This is a genomic window from Novosphingobium organovorum, from assembly GCF_022832435.1.
GTDB lineage: Bacteria > Pseudomonadota > Alphaproteobacteria > Sphingomonadales > Sphingomonadaceae > Novosphingobium > Novosphingobium organovorum.
In genome coordinates this window covers 1-2,407 of record NZ_JALHLF010000218.1, presented here as the reverse complement: position 1 = coordinate 2,407, position 2,407 = coordinate 1, and the positions used below count along the sequence as shown (strand labels likewise).

The following is a 2,407-nucleotide window of genomic DNA, read 5'->3' as shown; positions in this document are numbered from 1 at the left end:
TCGGTGCCGAGCCCCAATCACCCCATCTGATCCCAAAGTTATTGAGCAATGCCAGCATGTTATGATTCACGCCGTCCTTGCGAATGATGGAGTAATCAATGGCGTGGACTGGCATTGCTCGACGGGCAGAGGTTGCATGTCCTGTTCGACAGGGAAGCCATCGAGCAACTGGCCCGTCAGCATACGCCTAGCAAGCGTCTGGTCCGCGCGTCCGCCAACCTGGGCATTCCCGGCTACGCTCTGCGTGAACTGATGTGGTTGGGCTTGATCAACGAGGCACCCTTGCCGCCAGGCCGGAAAGGTAAGCACACCGTCGACGAGGCTTCGCTTGCGGAGTTTACGCGGCGCCTTTGCGGCAATCTCGGGGTGTCTGACCGACGGTTCCCCGTTCGGCTTTCGGATCTCATGGTGCAGTTGGGCGGACGTCCCAAGCCTTGGGCCGCTGTACTAGCCGCCATCGCCAACGGCGAACTCGCTGCGGCGCTTGCGCCAGGCCAAGGCCCGATCGCGGAGCGAATTCGTTTGCCCGGAAACGTCGAACTGAAGGCGGCGGCGTTCGCGCTTAACAGCGAAATGGATTGGGCGGACGTACCGGTCAGCAAGCGGGAGTGCGCCGATATTCTCGGCCTCTCGCCTACCAATTTCTCGCGCTACAGCGACTTCCTGTTGGGCCCGGGCAAACCCTTTCGCGACATTCGAATGGCGGATGCGGTCACCCTGGCAAAGCGGTTCATCGGAACGACCGAGATCGCGAAGAGGCTCAAGCTGCATCACGTTGCCGCCCTGAATTTGGCCATGCAACGGGGCGTGAAGTTCGCCGACAAGGGGCTGTTCGATCGAGAATCTGCGCAAGCCCGTATTCCTGAATTGGGCCGAACCAAGGAAAGCCTGATCCGTGGTATGAAGCAGGCTTCGTTACCGCGGAGGAATCGAGGCAGAGCGATGGACATGCAAGCAAAGGTTGCAGCGGATGGCCGGATAAGGATTCCTGCCCTTGTGTATCAGCAGCTGGGGTTGAAGGCTGGCGACGCGGTCTACTTCGAGCTTACCAGGCATGGAACGGTGCTGCGCACCGCGGCGCAAGCTGTCGCCCAGGCTCAGGCTCTGGCAGAGCTCCACACAGGAGATGTCGAAGGCTTTCTCGAAAGGCGGGGAGAAGACAGCGGAGAATAACTGTCGCCCGACTGGTCAAAAAAATGAAGGGCGCGTGCGGTTGGCTCGCATGCGCCCTTGTTGGACATTCTGAGGTCGAAGGCACACTCCCGAGTCCGGCCATTCCGGAAAAATACCTGTTTGTCGCCATGTCGCCCGTTTCTTAAGAAAATCCCGCTAGGCGTTAGCAAAGTGGGTTGCAGCGGACGATTTTAGATGTGGAAAGTTCATGACGAAGAATTGAAGAACGCCGCCGACGGCGCGGCTGCGCGGCAACTCTTCGACATTTTGGAAGCCACGTTTGGCAAGGATGCGCATAAGCTGCCGCAGTCATTACGACAGGGAAAGCCGTTCGTTTTGTGCCGCGATTTCTGCAAGTCTCGTTGGACCCACGCCACTGATGTGGCGCAAGAGCTTTATCGCTTCCAACTCGGCCCAAGAACATGGGCAAAGCCGATCTATGTATATGACGGACATAGGATCAGCGACCGCCTACCCCGATATGAGCAGGAAGCCGAAGGGCTCGCGAAACAATTGAAGGTGTCGGGTTGGGAGAAAGTTGCCCTGGCGCTAGTTGAACCCGTAACAGCGAAGGACGCCGATCCGTCCGTTAACGAGATTGCAGTGACCCTCTGCTGGCAGGATGAGCAACGATACGTTGTCGTTCATGACCGAGTGAGGCGAAGAGCCGTTGCCCTCAATTGGATTGCGGAAGGCTTTGAGCTTTTGGGTGAGGCCCATCCCGGAAGGCTATACCAATCAAAATATGCCAATCCGCCTCACGTCTATGATCGACCAGTCATCTCCCTTGATGAAGGCGCGAAAAACATCAAAGCGGCACAGCGTGCCGGACAGATGGAAGAATTTGCTGCTGCTATTCAATGGCGCTACGCAACACGGCTTGACCACAGGCTTGATGGTCTCTTGTTGGAAACGTGCGACCGCCTGCAAACGATCGAAGGCAATATCGGTATGGCGTTCGCCGGTCATCGGTTTAACGATGCATTGGGCGATGACTCTTGGCTTGCAGTTCGTCATGATAATTTCGCTTGGGAAAATGGAGCCTACTTCCAGAGCAACGCCGCTTCTTTAAGAGGCGCGCCCACCGAGATTCACACGATAATCGGCGTCCTCGTCCACCTAAAGACCTGCGGGATCGCGACAGCTTTCAACGAGTGCTACGGCTATTCCATCGAAGATCTGGACGTGAGTAAGCGTCCGGCCTCGGTCGCGTTGCGAGGTGAGAGCGTGAAGG

2 protein-coding genes are annotated in these 2,407 nt (G+C 57.3%); both read left to right on the top strand.

Annotated features, from left to right (window positions below; genetic code table 11):
* Positions 1 to 114 precede the first annotated feature (114 nt).
* The gene (locus tag MTR62_RS20790) at positions 115 to 1,173 is read left to right on the top strand and encodes an AbrB/MazE/SpoVT family DNA-binding domain-containing protein (RefSeq protein ID WP_244024542.1); all 1,059 of its coding nucleotides are present in this window, start codon (positions 115 to 117) and stop codon (positions 1,171 to 1,173) included.
* A 195-nt stretch (positions 1,174 to 1,368) separates the two neighbouring features.
* A partial coding sequence (locus MTR62_RS20785) for a hypothetical protein (protein WP_244024540.1) occupies positions 1,369 to 2,407 on the top strand: 1,039 nt, incomplete at its 3' end.